The organism is Ruminococcus sp., from assembly GCF_017650195.1.
Taxonomy (GTDB): domain Bacteria; phylum Bacillota; class Clostridia; order Oscillospirales; family Ruminococcaceae; genus Ruminococcus.
Genome location: NZ_JAGCFH010000013.1, coordinates 1 through 14,475 on the forward strand (window position 1 = coordinate 1; position 14,475 = coordinate 14,475).

Sequence of the window (14,475 nt, forward strand, 5' to 3'; positions counted from 1 at the left end):
AACTTAGGATTGGTATATGTCTGGAAGGACTCACCTGGTGTGTCGGAGAAGCATGAAAGGTTGATACAGTCGTTCCAGTCAGCTCTCATAGCAAGCGGGAGACCGTGAGGTCCGAGATTGTTTACTATATGATAGAAGGAAACATTGAGGTGATCCAGCATTGTGTGCTTGCCGTTCGGGTCATCGTCGAAGGGAACGTTTGCATCAAGTATGCCCCAGTCGCCTGTCTCCTTGATATATGCTGCAACGGAAAGTATCATCCACAGCGGATCGTCTGAGAAGTCACCGCCGATATCAGCGTTGCCCTTCTTTGTAAGAGGCTGGTACTGGTGGTAGCAGCCACCGTCTGAAAGCTGTGTGGAGGCAATGTCGATAAGTCTCTCTCTTGCACGCTCCGGTATCTGGTGTACGAAGCCGAGGATATCCTGATTGGAGTCACGGAAGCCCATACCTCTGCCGATACCACTCTCAAAGTATGAAGCGGAACGTGAAAGGTTGAAAGTTACCATGCACTGGTACTGATTCCAGATATTTACCATGCGGTTTACCTTGTCATCAGGTGTATTTACATTGAATATAGAAAGGAGATCTTCCCATGTGCTGCGGAGCTCTGCAAGACCTGCTGCAACTTTCTCAGGTGTGTTGTACTTCTCAATCATTGCATAAGCCTTCTCCTTGTTGAGTACCCATGTCTCTCTTGTAAGGAGGTTTGCAGGCTTCTTGTCAGCAAACTTCTTGTCCTGAGGATTCTCTGCGTAACCGAGGATATAGATAAGTGTCTTTGACTCGCCGGGGGCGAGGGTTACTTTCTTGTAGTGTGAAGCTACAGGCGACCAGCCGTCTGCAAAGGAGTTGGAGGGCTTATCTGCCTTGACTGTTGCAGGATTGTCCCAGCCGTTGTAAATGCTTCCGAGGAATGAATCGCGGTCTGTATCGTAGCCGTCGATATCATCGTTTACTGTATAGAAGGCGTAGTGATTACGTCTGTCTCTGTACTCTGTTACGTGATAGATAGTTGAGCCTTCGATCTCAACACGACCTGTGGAGAAGTTTCTCTGGAAGTTGGTGCAGTCGTCCTGAGCGTCCCATAGACACCATTCAGCGATAGAGAAGATAGAGAAGCTCTTAGCTTCCTTGCTCTCGTTTGTGAGAACTACCTGCTGTACCTCTCCGTCGTAGTTCTGGGGAACGAAGAATGTTACCTCAGCCTTGAGACCGTTCTTCTTTCCTGTGATGACTGTGTAGCCCATACCGTGACGGCACTCGTAAGAATCGAGCTCTGTCTTTACAGGCGACCAGCCGGGGTTCCAGATGGTACCATTGTCGTTGATATAGAAATAACGTCCGCCCATATCTATAGGCACGTTGTTGTAGCGGTAACGAGTGATGCGTCTGAGGCGTGCGTCCTTATAGAAGCAGTATCCGCCTGCTGTATTAGAGATAAGTGAGAAAAATCCCTGATTTCCGAGGTAGTTTATCCACGGATAGGGAGTCTTTGGGGAATTGATAACATATTCCTTTTTAGAGTCGTCAAAAAATCCGAACTTCATAATTCTACTCCTTTATTTTTGGTGACAAAAGCGGTTTAAAAAATCGCATTTACATTATTATACCATATTTTTATATATAATACAATAGATTATGCAAAAATTGCTATGTATTTTTTTCAAGTCTTTTTTTGTGCATTTTGTTTGAAATTCAGCCATTTGTCATAAAAGTTCCTCAAGAGCCCTGTGGAACACCGGCAATGACGGGAGTGAATAAAAATACAGCCTGCGCATCAAGCACAGGCTGTATGCTGTCAGTCGACAGCGACCCACTTATGTGTTGTACTTTCGTTGCCATTTTCTGTTACTGCAACGGGACGTTTCTCGTAAAGCAGTTTGCCGTCGGCGTCAAAAGCCTTTCCGTAATTCCAGTCGTTTTTACTGGGTATATCTGCTTCGCTGTTGTATGCGACAGCTCCGAAGCCATTACCGTCCAGTTCCAAAGTCCTTGGTTCTCCGTTTACGGTGTATTCTATGCTCCTGATACGTTTGTCAATGGCATAGATTCCGGAAGCACCGAAAATTCCGTTGTCATTAACGGAAAAGCTGTGTCCTTCTGAGGCTATGGGAGCGCCTGCCTCAAAGGGGCAGGGGTCGGTGGAATAGCCGCTTCCTACCCACATACCAATACGAGGCAGGTCGTGACGGTCTGCATCGAAGGAATAGAATATCCTATACCCGAGGTCTGGCTGCTCTATGATCATAAAGCCTACAGCGTATTTTCCGTCGCTGCTTTTTACATCGCCGAGATAGGTGTATTCTGCCTTAGGCGCATTCCGCATCTCTTCTTTCGTTGCGTAAAGGTCTGAGTGTATCTCCTTTACGCAGAGCCTTCCGAGACCGCGAAGAGTAAAGCGTGCTCCGTCAATATAGTTTCCTATTATGAGTATCGCAAACAGGGCTGCGATAGTGCAGAGTACCACTCTGAGAAGTATCCAGCGTGAGTGCTTTCTCAGGCGCTTTGCCGTTTTTTTGTACTGCTCTGTTTCAGCAGTGATCTCAAGTTCTTTATCAATATCAACTTTCTTTTGCATCATGTCCCACTCCTTTGCACAGTCGGAGCATTCTGCTATATGCTCCGAAACTGCTTCCTTGCTTTTTTCGGAGGCGATGCCGTCAATGCACAGCGGCATGAGGTCTCTTATGACATCGTGTTCATATTTCATAGCCATACCTCTCTTTCAGTGTTTTCCGCAGCTTTGCAAGCGTGCGGTTGAATATGACTGCCGCGGTCCCCGGACGTATCTCTAAAAGCTGCGATATCTCGGCGTAGCTTATCTCAGAGTAGAGCCGGTACTGCATTACTGATCTTGCAGGCTCCTCCAGCTCTTCTATCAGGGAGCGTATACATTTGAGCATTTCGCGGTCTTCTGCCGCTTCCGTAGGTGAGGGAGAAACAGCTGGAGCCTGTAGGGTATTCCTTTGTCTTATCTCCCTGCGCACATATTTCGAGTATGTATTCTTTGCGATCCGGAACAGCCACGTCCGCATGGCACATTCGCCGCGGAATCTGCTGAGAGAGAGAAATGCCTGATAGAATGTTTCCTGAGTAAGCTCCTCGGCTGTCGGTGCGTCGTAAGCAGTCAGACGCAGCAGAAAGCGGCTTACGTCCGGCTGGTACTTCCGGAATATCTCTTCAAATACATCCACAGGCTTCACCTCCGTTTTTATTATGGAGAAATAAAATTTTGTGCGGTAGGGGGCGATTACGCAAACGTCCGCCTCCCTTCGACCGACAAAAAGTTATATTCCCTTATTCTGTGCTGACCGGTCAGTCTGTATATTAGTACCTTTTTTTAGTAAAATATTACAGCTGTCGAAAAAAATTTTTTCGGGCTACTGCAAAACTATAAAAATTATAACAGAAAAAAGAGGGACTGTAAAGCTCTGAGGAGACTGTTTGTATATGCAATTTATTTAAATAATGGTGTTAAAATTACAAATCATTGTACAAATGCAGTAAAGCAATTTGTGCAATTTTGTCAAAAAAGTATATTGATTAAATCCCTCTTTATTGGTATAATTAAGTATATAACGCATTTCCTATTGAAAAAACGGGTTCTGCGCATAAATTGTCCGATCCTCCTGACGCTCCTCAGAGCGCTGATCGGTATGGCAGGTGAGAAAAATGTATGATTATCTTATCGTGGGCGCAGGGCTTTTCGGAGCAGTCTGCGCAAGAGAACTGACCGACGCTGGAAAAAGGGTGCTCGTTGTCGAGAAACGTCAACATACAGGCGGCAATGTCTATACTGAGAGGACAGAGGGAATAAACGTGCATAAGTACGGCGCTCATATCTTCCATACCAACGACAGGAAGGTGTGGGAGTATGTGAACCGCTTCGCCGATTTCAACAGATATACCAACAGCCCTGTTGCTAACTATAAGGGCGAGCTTTATTCTTTGCCGTTCAATATGTATACCTTCAATAAGATGTGGGGAGTAGTTACTCCGGAGGAGGCAGAAAAGAAAATCGCGGAGCAGCGCGGAGAGATAACCGCGGAACCGGAAAACCTTGAGGAGCAGGCAATAAGCCTCGTTGGCAGGGACGTTTACGAAAAGCTGGTAAAGGGCTATACCGAAAAGCAGTGGGGAAGAGACTGCAGGGAACTCCCTGCGTTTATAATAAAGAGACTGCCTGTAAGGCTGACCTTCGATAATAACTACTTCAACGCTCTTTATCAGGGCATACCCACAGGTGGCTACACAAAAATGGTGGAGGCTATGCTTAGTGGTATAGAGGTACGCCTTAGTACGGATTATCTGGCGGAAAAAGCGGAGCTTGACAGGCTGGCGGAAAAGATAATATACACAGGAGCCATAGACGCTTACTTCGGCTTTTCGCTTGGTAAGCTGGAATATCGTACCGTCAGGTTTGAGACGGAACTGCTGGATATCCCTAACTATCAGGGCAATGCCGTTGTTAACTATACTGACAGGGAAACGCCTTATACACGTATAATCGAGCATAAATGGTTCGAGTTCGGAAAAGACGAGAACGGGAAGGAACTACCGAAAACGGTTATCTCAAGGGAGTACAGTAAGGAGTTTGATGAGGGCGATGAGCCATTTTATCCCATAAACGACGAGAGGAACGGAGCTCTGTACGAAAGGTACAGGCAGCTTTCGGAAAAAGAGAAGAATGTCATCTTCGGAGGAAGGCTCGGAGAGTATAAATACTACGATATGGACAAGGTGATAAGCGCAGCGCTTGAATGCGCGGACAGGGAGCTGAGCTGATGGATATAAAAATAATAGTTGCCGCACACAAGCCCTACCGTATGCCGGAGGATGAGATGTACCTGCCGGTACACGTTGGCGCGGAGGGTAAGGAGAGTATTGGCTTCCAGCCTGATAACGATGGTGAGAATATAAGCTCAAAAAACCCGAATTACTGCGAGCTGACCGGTATGTACTGGGCGTGGAAGAACCTTAAGGCGGATTATGTGGGGCTTGCTCACTACCGCCGTCATTTCACTGCCGGAAGCCGCTGTCGTGACAAGTGGGCAAGGATAATTACTAAAAAAGAGCTTGAAAAAAAGCTTTCGCAGCACGACGTTCTACTGCCGAAGCCTCGGAACTACCTGATAGAATCTACCTATTCCCATTACGCTCATGCTCACCATGCTGTCGATCTCGATACAGCGCGTGAGATAATTGAGGAAATGTATCCGGAGTATATTCCTGCCTTTGACAGTGCGATGAAGCTGACAGTGGGGCACAGGTTCAATATGTTCATTATGAAGAGGGAGTACTTCGAACGCTGGTGTGAATGGATATTCAGTGTGCTATTTGAGCTGGAAAATCGTCTTGACATAAGCTCCTACAGCAGGAATGACGCACGTGTTTTCGGCTTCGTTGCAGAGCGTCTGATAGATGTATGGCTGATGACGAATAAGGTGAAATACTGTGATATGCCTTATGTTTTCATGGAGAAGCAGAACTGGCTTGTCAAGGGCTGGAATTTCCTGAAAAGGAAGCTGAAAAAATGAAGAAGTATTATAAATTCGGATACAGCCGCTTCGGTCCTTTCCTTTACGGCTTCGTGAGGTGGCTGAAAAACGAGCTGGTGAAAAAGGGCTATGACAAGGTCTTTTTCTTTTCCCGTGACGGATATATGATGAAAAAGGCTTTCGAGCTCATAAACGATACGGGCATACAGGCGGAGTATGCGTATTTTTCACGGAAAAGCCTTAGGGCGCCCCTGCTGCACAGCTGCACAGATTTTGAAGATTCACTGAAATATCTTTCATGGGAAAGGTATATCAGCTTTGGTAAGCTCCTTGAGTATTATGGCTTTGACAAGGCTGAGAGCTCGGATATAGCTGCCCGCGGCGGCTTTGAGCTTGGTGACTGCATCGCCTTTGACAGTATAATGAGCAATGCTGCGGCAAGGCGCATATACGAGGAAAACAGGGATACTATAATCAGCCGTTCGCTGGAGCAGGACAGGCTGCTCACAGAGTATACCGAGCAGCTCGGTATGCGGGGACGATTTGCGATAGTGGATATTGGCTGGCACGGGAATATGCAGTACTATCTGGAGCAGTTCGCTTTAACCCATGGGCTCGGCGTACAGTTCGAGGGGTTCTATATAGGCATAGATCCGGTGAAGAAGCTCGGTACTACTGTAAACGGATATCTTTTCGACAGCTCGGATATGCGCAACCGCAAAAGACTTCTGTGCTTTTTCGGCGGCTACGAAAAGCTACTGCAAAGCTTTGAGGGCTCAGCGTCCGGCTACGCAGGGGCGGAGGACGGCAGGATAGTGCCGGTGCTCATGCCCTACGAATACGAGGGTGACCAGTGGATACAAAAGGCTGTGAAAAGCTGGCAGTACGGTGCGCTGAGATTTGTGAAAAAAGCCTGCGAAACCGGTCTTGCAGACTCAGACAGACAGCTGACAGAACCGCTGATACGCTTCGGAATGAAGCCTACAGTCAGGGATACGGAGCTGTTTTCATTCTTTTATATCACAGACGGAACAAAGGTGTATTTTACAGCGCAGAAGCCGCTCTTCCGGTACACGCCGAAGGAGTTTCTGCACGCGCTCTCGGACAGTTCGTGGAAGACTGGCTTTATGAGGTCGGCATTCAGACTGCCGCTGCCATATTATCAGATATACAGGCTGCTTAGAAAATAACGGAGGTGAACTGAAATGGGGAAGGCTAAGAAGGCTGTAAAGTCTTTTCTTGATGAAAAGACAGGAAGCCGTGTTCCGTGTTTTGCAAAGCTGCCTGAGTCGGCAAAATATATTTCCTTTGACATTTTTGACACGCTGGTCGTAAGGGACGTTGCCAAGCCGACAGATGTTTTCGGACTTATGGAAAAGAAGCTTGGATTTCCTGATTTCAGCAGAAAGCGTATAGAAGCAGAGCATAGAGCAAGGCAGAAAAAGAACGGTGGAGAGGTCGATATCAGGGAGATATACCAGTGCTTTGAGGGTATCTCCGAAAGTGAGACAGAGAAGTATTGTATGCAGGAACTTTCGGAAGAGTTGTCTGTCTGCCGTCCTAATCCAGCGCTTATGGGCTTTTACAGAAAATGCCTTAGGAATAAAAAAGTAGTGCTTGTCAGTGATATGTACCTGCCTGCCAAAATGATGTGCAGGATACTGGAAAAATGTGGTATAAAAGGCTATGAAAAACTCTATGTTTCCTGTGAGGCCGGAGTTTCTAAGCATAATGGCGGACTGTATCGGTTTGTACTGAAAGATCTTGGTTTACGGGCAGATGAGCTGATACATATCGGAAACGATGTTATGTCTGATTATATATGCGCAGGAAGGCTAGGCATCCGCGCTTTAAAAACAAGGACAGGTACCGAGAATATGTATCTCGGGGATATTCCCGAAAAGCAGAGCAGGAAGAGCGAGGGCTTTTCGGATATCTACCGTTTGATAAATACGTCAACCAATTCTACAAAAAGATTTCGTGATTTCTATTACAGATTCGGTTACGAAAACTTTGGGATACTCCTCTGGGGCTTTACAAAATGGCTTATGGAGGAGCTCAGAGCCGGCGGCACCGAGCAGGCGGTATTCCTTGCAAGAGACGGTCATATCCTGAAGCAGGCATACGACCTTATGGGGTATTCCTCCGAGATACCGTCCCGCTATATGGAAATGTCGCGTCGGAGCATAAGGACGGCTTCGTCCTTTTCAAAGCCTCAGACATACGAAAAAGCTCTCAGTCTTATGCTTCTGCCGAGTAGGATATCAGTTCGTCAGATGTTTGACAACTGGGGGCTCAAAGCTGATGATTTTCTACCTCAGCTCAGGGAAACAGGAATAGATATAAATGAAGTCTTCTGGAGCAAACTGGTAAAGCAGGAGTCGAGAGTAAGAAAGCTCTACGGACTTGTAAGTAAGGATATCATAAACAATGCCTCTGCTGAAAAACAGACCATGCTTGAATATATCAGCGGATTTGATCTCAACAGGAAAACAGCCATTGTGGATATAGGCTACGGTGCAAATATCCAAAAAGAGCTTATCAAGGCACTGTGTGCTTATGAAATGAGTCCGGATATAACAGGATACTATCTTTGCCTTGATGAAAGAACTGCAGATAATATTGACGGTATCTCTTTGAAAGCAAAGGGATATATATGGGATAATTACAACTGTAGAGAAACTGTCTATGAGGAGCAGTCTTTCGTGGGACTGTTTGAGGCGTTTTTCCTCGAACAGAATGGCTCTGTAAAAAAATATGTTAAAGACGGAGATAAGGTTATTGCTGAAAGGTATGAATACGAATACCTTTCTGATGGCGGTGAAGTCGATGAGATAAGCTGCGTTCGTGAGATACAGGAGGGAGCACTTGATTTTATCCGTCAGATAAAGCAGAGTAGGTTTGCTGACATCGAGCCAAGCAGTAAAGATGCTTTCTTTCTGATGCGGTACTGCATGATGAGACCTTCCAGAAGCATACTTGAGCATTTCTATAATTTCAGGTTTTTCAACGGAGGAGAATCCTCTTTCCTTGCCAAGCCCGAACGCGGCCTTTGGGGTTATATGTTGCATCCGCGGCAGTTGAAACGTGATTTTTATGCTTCTGCGTGGAAGATAGGCTTTTTTAAGTATCTGCTGAAACTGGATATGTCCTACGAGACACTGTGGAGAATATTGAAGATATTTTTTCCTTCGGAAAAAATATGATATCAAAGTGAGGAATAACCATGAATATTCTTTTTATTACCGATCCGACGCCTTTGGGCGGTGCGACTAATGCGCTGATAATGCTTACTAAGCAGCTAAAAGCCAAAGGCTGCAATATAACAGTGTGCGTCAGCGGTACTCCAGAGCTGAAAGCACGTCTTGAAGACTGTGGTATAAAAGCTGTAGATACCGGACATATCCCTGCAATGATAAATCGTCCGCGGAGTGCCTTAAAAGCTGTAGTGAAAAAGCTTGTCTTTTCAGCTATGCGGAGTAGCTATAACCTTTCATCAGCAGTAAAAAAGGTCGAGCGAGCAGTTGATCTTTCATCGATAGATATCATATACACCAATTCGGCACGAAGTGATCTAGGCTGCCTTTTAGCGAAAAAATACGGTAAACCTCACATCATTCATCTGAGAGAGTTTGGTGTGGAAGATTACGGATGTATGTTTTTAAGACGGGACTATTATTCTTTTCTGAACAGAAGCTCCAGATGCTTTGTTGCGGTTTCTGATGCAGTTAAAGAAAGCTGGGCCGCCAAAGGTTTGAACAGCAGAAAAATAGTCAGGATATATGACGGTATAGATACGGAAGCTGTTCTTCCGCGCATGTCAAGAAATAAAGAAGATAGACCTCTGCGGGTAGTTATAGTCGGCGGTATTCTGCCTGCTAAAGGTCAGCATATATGTATTAAGGCACTCAGAGCGCTTCCTAAGGAGATGCGCAAAAACGTGTACCTTGATATTATAGGCTGGGAATATCCATATTACCGAGATTACCTTGACAGGTTGATCGACAGATACGGACTAAAGGAGCAGGTAAGATTCCTTGGAATAAAGGACGGGGTAGGAGATATTCTGTGCAATTATGATATTGGTCTTATGGCATCACGCTCTGAGGGTTTCGGGCTTGTGACCATAGAGTATATGACAGCCGGCCTATGTGTTATCGCAAGTAATTCCGGAGCGAATCCAGAGCTCATCTCTGACGGCGTGAACGGTCTGCTCTTTGAACGGGACGATTTCAAAGCTCTTGCACGCTGTATCGTAGATCTTTACCACAATCGTGAGAAGCGAGAAAAAATGGCTGAAAATGGACGGGAAAGAGCACTGAAAGAATTTGATATAGAAGTCTGTGCAAACAGGATATATAAGCTTTGTACCGAAGAGCTAAGGAGGAAATAAATGGTATCAGTCATTATACCAGTATACAACGCTGAAAAGTATCTTAGGGAATGTGTTGACAGTGTAATTAATCAAACCTATCGCAATCTGGAAATAATCCTTGTAGATGATGGTTCGCCTGACAACTGCGGAGCAATATGTGAGGAATATGTAGAGAAAGACAGTCGTGTCATCTTTATAAGCAAGGAGAATAGCGGACCGTCTGATACAAGAAATGTGGGATTTGCTGCTTCGTCAGGCGAATACATATATTTTCTTGACAGCGATGACAGCATCAGACCGAATACGATAGAGCTGCTTGTAGAGCGTATTGAGCGTGAAAATGCAGATCTTGTATGCTTTGATGCCGAAACAGTTTTTGAGGATTTTGAGTATCCTGATTATTTCGAGAAATATATTCGTTCGGGGCATTATAAGAGTGGCAAAGGCAGTAAGATGCTTGTTTCTCAACTGAGGCATAAAGAGTATTATTCATGTGTAGTTCTGCTTTTCCTGAAAAGAGAATTTATAGAGAGAGCTAGGTTGAGTTTCTGCAAAGGGATAGTGCACGAAGATGAGTTATATACTCTGACGGTATTTTTAAAAGCAGCAAAGATCGCTCATTTGAAAAAAGCTTTGTATGTCAGAAGGCTCAGAGCAGGTTCAATAATGTCCGGAAAAAATTCATTAAAGAATTTTGAAGGGTTAAGTGTGTGTATCATGAAGTTCTTTAGAATGTGCAACGAATATACGAAAGAAAGTATTGAAAGAAAGATACTGATATACTACATTAATGAGAAGACAAGAGAGCTTATAAATATTTATTCTACGCTGACATCGGCTGATAAGAAAAAAGCTGAACCAACATTAAAAAAAATAAAGTCTAATATCAGAAAGCTGGGGTATTGTCATTCCGTGAAGCTTTGGATAAAGCTTCATGGCTTGGCAGTATATCCCTTATATAAGAGGATGGTTTTTCCGTACAAGGAGCGTTTATTCAAAGCTTCTGAACGCTGGAAGCAATGATAAAGGTTACAGGATGTAGGCATGGGACTGCGTCCTGTTTTCTTTTCATGCTTTTCACTGTATACGAAGCAAAAAAGGGTAGTATTTTGCGAAATTTCATCTGCCACTCCTTTCTGCTAAAATAATTAATTCAGCAATAAATATAACCTTTCTTTGTGAATGATGTGTAAAAATTTAAAATAGTGTTGACATTAGTTTGTGAGCATGGTACAATTATCGTAGGATATTATTGAAAGGTTGTCATAAATATGGATAAAAAGATAATTATTGACGAACTTAAACATAAAAATGAGATCCTCCCAGATGAGTTTGACGGTACATATTCCTCAGTGCGCGAAGCTATAGAATGTTATTCAAGGCTGAAAAAAACTATGCTCATCAATTACAGAGACCTTGACTTGCTGTACTACCTGTCCCTCGGAATATGGAAAAATGATAAAAGCGACCGGAAGATGCTGATACAGAACAGCCATCTGTTGCACAATGACAAGCTGACACTCGACGCCAGCCTCGACAAGATATGGAGCCGGGGAGCGAAAATGCTGTTCGGTCATATCGTCGAAAAGTGGGAAATGGAATTCCTTACGGCCCAGGTAACTTTCAAGGATACACTTATTGCTGAAATGCCAGAAGCAATACAGTTCTTCTTCAAGATGTGCATTAACCTTTTAGGGCTTGAAAGTGACAGTAAGCTCCTAGAAACTGCGCAGAAAATGATCCATTCGCAGATAAAAGATGCAGGAATGCCCGTATTTGCTCTGTCAAGGATACTTCATTGCCTGAAGCCGTTTACCTTCCCGATCCTCGGTGAAAACGTTACCGATTCAATGGTTTTCAGGGAGCTCGGATTAGAGCTCAAGGACCCGGAGGATATAACGCAGTATATCAATAACTGCCGCAGGATACTGGATTTTCGCAATGCCAACTTCAAATTCAAGAATCTCAGGAACTTTGACATCATGTCATGGGAGTTGCTCAATGCTCAGAATCAGTCCGCTCCGTCGGAGGAGACTGTATCAGAGCTTCAGCCCCGAGATTCAAAAAAATCCCTGAATCTGATACTTTACGGACCTCCCGGAACTGGTAAGACATATAACGTTGTGAAGTATGCCGTTGAGCTTATTGAAGGTGAGAAGATCACCTCTGGCATACCCTACTCTTCAATAAAGGCAAGGTACGACAAGTATGCCTCTACAGGTCAGATCAAGTTCACGACTTTTCACCAGTCGCTGAGCTACGAAGAATTTGTTGAGGGTATACGTCCTGTTGTTGTTGATAAATATGGCAAAGATACAAATGTCGCACACGCTGAAACAACAGTTGTCTACCGTCCATATAATGGCGTTTTTAAGGCGCTCTGTGAGAAGGCTGCAAAGAGCCCAAACCTCAACTTTGTTGCTATCATAGACGAGATCAACCGCGGAAATATCTCGAGGATATTCGGAGAACTCATCACGCTCATAGAGGAGTCAAAGCGTGGAACGTCAGTTATTTTGCCATATTCGCAGACGGACTTTTTCGTTCCCTCTAACTTATATATTCTTGGAACGATGAATACTGCAGACCGCTCTATAGCCATGCTCGATACAGCGCTGAGAAGAAGATTCGATTTCATAGAGATGATGCCTCAACCGTCCCTTCTCGGGAAATGCGATGGGGTCGATCTGTGCGAGCTTCTCACTGCGCTGAATGAACGTGTAGAATATTACTACGATCGCGAGCACGCTATAGGTCATGCATACTTCATGAACAGCAGCGGCTGTATCAAAAGTCTTGAGGAGCTGAGAGAGGTCTTCTCTTCAAAGATAATACCTCTTTTGCAGGAGTATTTCTTCGACGACTACGAAAGGATAAGGCTGATACTTAACGACGACAATACATTCATAGAGTGCATTACTCCTAAGTATATCAGACATTTCGATTCAGGGCAGAAGCTGTATCGTCTCGGAACGCCAAGTAACTGGAGTAGGGAGCACTTCATAAACATATATCACGATATTTCCTGATGAACGGAGAATATAATGGATACCAGACATATTTGCGTATCGGTCAATGAGCGGATTGCAGAGTTTTCTCCCCGTAACAAGGAACTTTCAAAAATGCTTGGAGAGTTTACGGAGGTCTGTGCAGCCGAGGGCAGGGAAGCTGTGACCGTCAGCAGGTACAACGGGCTGAAATACTTCACGGCTGGTACTTACTGTGGATTTGCCTGTTTCTCTGACGGAACTCTCATTGAGATACTGCCGAGTGCAGATGGTGGCGCTGCGGAAGGAAGAAAGGAACTCTGCGAGGAGTTTTGCAGGCGGTGCGGATTTGAGTTCAGTATGTCAGGCTTCGACCCTGACAGAAATTTCATGGAGTACTTTATATCCGTTTTTGCCAGCGAGACGATGAAGATCATAAAAAGCGGCGTACTCTCGGCTTATGCGAGCCGTGAGGAGAATATGACTTCAGTACACGGAACTATTCTTTTTGCGGAAAATATTCGCAGAAATCTTGTTCACAGGGAACGTGTCTATGTGCGCCACGATGTTTTTACTCCCGACCGTGCGGAGAACCGTATCATAAAGGCTGCTGCCGCGATGCTTATCAAGCTCACTGCTAATTCCCACAGCTCGCACCTTCTTATGGAGGCGCTGTCGTTCCTCGATGAGGTTGCAGTGCCTTATGATATCACCGCAGAATTCGGCAAGTGCATAAACACTCGGAATACAAAGAAATACAGCACTACTCTCAATATATGCAGAATGCTTTTTGACAGAAACGAGGGTACTGCTTTTTCGGGAAAGTATATCTCCTGTGCTCAGTTTTACAGAATGGGTTCATAGTGAGATAATGACTGACAGTTTAACAGTAAGACCGCAGCTGATACTGCGGTCTTTTTTGGGTACGTGCAAAAACTACAGTCCGTATCCTAAATTGGAAAGGTCAGGATTCTACAGAGCGTGGATTGACGAATAACGGTGCTTGGGTTATAATAAAAACTGCAGGGAACTGTACAGGAATATTTACCGAGGTGATATTATGGATCAAGTCAAAACAGGGAAGCTGATAAAGCGTTTCAGAACAGAACTTGGGCTCACCCAGAAAGAGCTTGCCAGACGTATATGCGTAAGCGATAAGGCAGTTTCAAAATGGGAGACAGGGAACGGGTGTCCGGACGTGTCTCTGCTGTCAGCGTTGGCAGAGGTTTTTGACATGGATATACAGGTTCTACTCACAGGCGAGATCGACAAAAATGAAAGAGATGAGGGCAATATGAAAAAACTGAAATTTTATGTATGTAGGGAGTGTGGAAATATAATCACAGCGACATCCGAAACAATAGTGAGTTGCTGCGGAAGCAAGCTACAGGCTCTTGAGCCGAGGAAGGCTGAGGAGAGCGAGAAGCTCAACATCGAGGATATCGGCGGCGAGCTGTATATTTCCTCCGTTCATTCCATGACAAAAGATCATTATATATCATTCGTGGCGTATCAGAGCGACAGCAGAATTATGATGTTCAAGCAGTATCCCGAGTGGAATGTGCAGTTTACCATGCCGATATACCGTACTGGTAGGTTTGTGTGGTACTGC

At 44.9% G+C, this 14,475-nt stretch carries 11 protein-coding genes and 1 pseudogene; 9 read left to right on the plus strand and 3 right to left on the minus strand.

Going from position 1 to position 14,475, the window contains the following annotated elements:
- The 3 genes and pseudogenes from J6U00_RS00360 to J6U00_RS00370 all read right to left on the minus strand — a co-directional run.
- Positions 1–1,550 (minus strand): annotated as a pseudogene (locus tag J6U00_RS00360) (glycosyl transferase); the annotation flags it as partial.
- A 251-nt stretch (positions 1,551–1,801) separates the two neighbouring features.
- On the minus strand, positions 1,802–2,713 hold the full coding sequence (locus J6U00_RS00365) for a zf-HC2 domain-containing protein (RefSeq protein ID WP_296577461.1): 912 nt from the start codon (positions 2,711–2,713) through the stop codon (positions 1,802–1,804).
- Entirely contained in the window at positions 2,703–3,197 is a 495-nt protein-coding gene (locus tag J6U00_RS00370; protein WP_296577464.1) for a sigma-70 family RNA polymerase sigma factor, read from the minus strand. Before J6U00_RS00370 ends, J6U00_RS00365 begins: the two co-directional genes overlap by 11 nt.
- Before the next feature lie 478 nt (positions 3,198–3,675).
- On the opposite strand from J6U00_RS00370, the gene glf reads away from it, so the two are divergent.
- The 9 genes from glf to J6U00_RS00415 form a co-directional block, all read left to right on the plus strand.
- Positions 3,676–4,788, plus strand: a complete 1,113-nt coding sequence (gene glf / locus J6U00_RS00375) for a UDP-galactopyranose mutase (protein WP_296577466.1) — start codon at positions 3,676–3,678, stop codon at positions 4,786–4,788.
- Positions 4,788–5,540 carry a DUF4422 domain-containing protein gene (locus tag J6U00_RS00380; RefSeq protein WP_296577468.1) on the plus strand — a complete coding sequence of 251 codons (753 nt, stop codon included), beginning with the start codon at positions 4,788–4,790 and terminating at the stop codon, positions 5,538–5,540. Before glf ends, J6U00_RS00380 begins: the two co-directional genes overlap by 1 nt.
- The gene (locus J6U00_RS00385; RefSeq protein WP_296577470.1) at positions 5,537–6,691 is read left to right on the plus strand and encodes a hypothetical protein; all 1,155 of its coding nucleotides are present in this window, start codon (positions 5,537–5,539) and stop codon (positions 6,689–6,691) included. The genes J6U00_RS00380 and J6U00_RS00385 overlap by 4 nt, the downstream gene beginning before the upstream one ends.
- A 15-nt stretch (positions 6,692–6,706) precedes the next feature.
- The gene (locus tag J6U00_RS00390; RefSeq protein WP_296577472.1) at positions 6,707–8,707 is read left to right on the plus strand and encodes a hypothetical protein; all 2,001 of its coding nucleotides are present in this window, start codon (positions 6,707–6,709) and stop codon (positions 8,705–8,707) included.
- A gap of 20 nt (positions 8,708–8,727) precedes the next feature.
- Complete coding sequence (locus J6U00_RS00395; RefSeq protein WP_296577474.1) at positions 8,728–9,894, plus strand: glycosyltransferase family 4 protein; 1,167 nt, start codon at positions 8,728–8,730, stop codon at positions 9,892–9,894.
- The gene (locus J6U00_RS00400; RefSeq protein WP_296577476.1) at positions 9,895–10,899 is read left to right on the plus strand and encodes a glycosyltransferase family 2 protein; all 1,005 of its coding nucleotides are present in this window, start codon (positions 9,895–9,897) and stop codon (positions 10,897–10,899) included.
- 248 nt (positions 10,900–11,147) lie between these two features.
- Positions 11,148–12,905: an AAA family ATPase gene (locus J6U00_RS00405; protein ID WP_296577479.1), complete on the plus strand. Its 1,758-nt coding sequence runs from the start codon at positions 11,148–11,150 to the stop codon at positions 12,903–12,905.
- A gap of 15 nt (positions 12,906–12,920) precedes the next feature.
- The gene (locus J6U00_RS00410) at positions 12,921–13,727 is read left to right on the plus strand and encodes a hypothetical protein (RefSeq protein WP_296577482.1); all 807 of its coding nucleotides are present in this window, start codon (positions 12,921–12,923) and stop codon (positions 13,725–13,727) included.
- A gap of 196 nt (positions 13,728–13,923) precedes the next feature.
- Positions 13,924–14,475, plus strand: a 552-nt coding sequence (locus tag J6U00_RS00415) for a helix-turn-helix domain-containing protein (RefSeq protein WP_296577484.1), incomplete at its 3' end; no start/stop codon positions are given.